The organism is Moorena sp. SIO4E2, assembly GCF_010671945.1.
Taxonomy (GTDB): domain Bacteria; phylum Cyanobacteriota; class Cyanobacteriia; order Cyanobacteriales; family Coleofasciculaceae; genus Moorena; species Moorena producens.
Genome location: NZ_JAAHIE010000862.1, coordinates 1 through 2,429, shown reverse-complemented (window position 1 = coordinate 2,429; position 2,429 = coordinate 1). Strand labels below are relative to the sequence as shown.

The 2,429-nt window shown below is 41.8% G+C and carries 1 protein-coding gene and 2 pseudogenes; all 3 read right to left on the bottom strand.

Translation table 11 applies throughout. From position 1 onward, the window contains the following. Nucleotides 1-107, bottom strand: a pseudogene (locus F6K37_RS38250) (cupin domain-containing protein); the annotation flags it as partial. Nucleotides 108-150: 43 nt separating this feature from the next. Beyond that, complete coding sequence (locus tag F6K37_RS38245; protein ID WP_008188345.1) at nt 151-1,371, bottom strand: RNA-guided endonuclease InsQ/TnpB family protein; 1,221 nt, start codon at nt 1,369-1,371, stop codon at nt 151-153. Between the two features lie 570 nt (nt 1,372-1,941). Further along, nucleotides 1,942-2,429: pseudogene (locus F6K37_RS38240) on the bottom strand (single-stranded-DNA-specific exonuclease RecJ); the annotation flags it as partial.

Sequence of the window (2,429 nt, the reverse complement as noted above, 5' to 3'; positions counted from 1 at the left end):
CCCGTGCCTTTGTATAAATTCCAAACTTCATCCCCAATAACCCGATGAAACCGACTCTTTTCATCTTGGTTCAGAGAAAAGTAAATATGAGTAAGAGCAGACTTCACGCTAGAATCACTTGCAGTTAGTGACATACTCCTACACTGATCTTTACAGATTCAGTGTAGGCTTCTTACCAAAACCACCTAACGGTTCGGTTACTCGGTAAGCTTTACTAGTGACGGGATGCCCCACCGCCAAATTCAATATATTCCTAGCCGCATTAACATCTCTATCCTCGATATATCCACAATGAGGACAGGAATGAATGCGGTCTTTTAATTCCTTTGGTACTTTTTGACCACAATTAGAACAGTTTTGACTGGTGTTCCGAGGATTTACTGCAATCGTGACCAACCCAGCATTTTCGGCTTTGGTTGACAGGATAGACAGAAATTGACCCCAGCCAGCATCTAGGACGGATTTGGCCATTTTAGTCTTAGCCAATCCCTTTATATTCAACTTTTCATGAGCAATTAGATCGTGATCATCTAACAACCCTTTAGCTGTCTTGAAATGAAAATCTTTTCTGGTATCAGCTACCTTTTTGTGAGCTTTACCTAGTTTAACAACAGCCTTCTTTCTGTTGTTACTGCCTTTCTTAGATCTACTGACAGCTTTCTGAATTTTCTTTAATCGTTTCTGAGCTTTCCGATAGTACTGGGGGATTTGCACCTCTGTCCCGTCGGACTTGGTCAAAAATGACTTGAGACCCATGTCTATACCAACAGGATTTGATACTTGTTCAATCGGGATCACCTCAGGGACAGTATCATCCTGTAATGACAAGGTCACATAGTATCCATCAGCTTTACGTGTAACCGTGGCAGTTTGAATTCTAAATCCGTCTGGAATTGGTCTATGGTAAACCATTTTGACCCATCCAAACTTAGGAAGGTTCAACCTGTTCCCTTGAATAGGGTTTTTGGAAAAAGCAGAAAAAGTTAAAGACTTATACCTGTTCTTACTCTTGAATCTGGGTTTGCCACTTCTCTTGCCATTAGAGTCACCTTTTATGAATCTCTTAAAGGCTAAATCAACCTTCTTGACGCAGTCTTGTAGTACATTGGCATGAATAGCTTTGTACCAGTGCCTATCTTTCTTTAATTGAGGTAAAGTTTTTTTCTGTGAAAAGTAATTAGGATTATTTCTAAGTTCAGGCAAATGGCAAATAAGAGGACAGGAGTTAATAGAGCAGCGATTTTGTTCGTACCAGCTAAACCTGTCAGCAAGTAAATAGTTGTATTGGTGGCGCAACATGTCCAGCCATCTTTCTATCTCCATCACTTGCAATTTTGTTAGTCTTAGTCTGTACTGGTACGCCGTTCTCATTGATTTCTCCTGTTTTTCGACCTACTATTAGTATAACAGTCGTGGCAACAGGTATCAACCCATAATGAAAGATCAAAAGCTCGTAGTCAGAGTGACCAATTTTGAGAAAAAGCAATTACAGGAAGAGGCTGTTCGCGTAGCGTGACCTACGGTCAATCGTAGGGGAATGACCTGCTCCGAATTACTCAGAAGCTTCATAGCTCGCCTCCCTGTGCCGAAAGACTCTGTGCAAAATTCCTCCCACACTCATACTACGTATTGAGATGTGGGGCTCCTTTTGCCAGAAAGCTGAAATCTTTGATCGAAATACCTCCTGGTATCTTCCTCCTTCTGGGTGTTCTATCAAGTTAAGTGGTTTAGTCATGTGTTTAATTAGATCTTTCAGATTTCAAACAATATACTTATGTTAGTAGAGTAGCGTTTCAACTTCAGTTAACCACCAAACATGCAACTGCCAGTAGTTACCTCATCGAATGGTCAAAAGAATAAGAAAAGCTAGTGTTTTTTGTTGGTGTCGCTAACCCCACCTATAATCTTCGATTTAGGTGGGAACTGCGCGAGACATTTTGTTCAACTGAGTCCCAACGCACGAGTTGCTGCTTTTATCAAGGGGTAGTAAGGAGGTTTAGTGACATTAACTTCTTTAGCGTCTTCCCGTTTAGTACCCAAAAGTCCAATGCGTTGTCCTTTCTGAATCGCTAGGACTTTCCCTTCTGGGTTTCTAATTCTTAGTTCGTTTAAAGATTCCCAAAGGCTACAGGTGTAGCGGCGCTGATTGTAATAAAATTCCGCTTTCTTCGTGGTTGAGGTACTAGTAACTTTACTAGTAACTACGGGTAGACGGACACCCACTAACTCTAACTCAATGGTCGTGTTGCCCTCCCAATGATGCTCTCGCAACTTGTAGGCAATATCCACTCGCCGAGGTAAGGGGAAGTATTCCCCCCAACGCCAAGCAATAGCTTGAATCGTGACTGGTTGATTGTCCTGATTCAAGGTAAGCTTAATGTGTCCCTTACCAACAACTCGTTGCTCAAGGATTTGGACATTGGCACTCC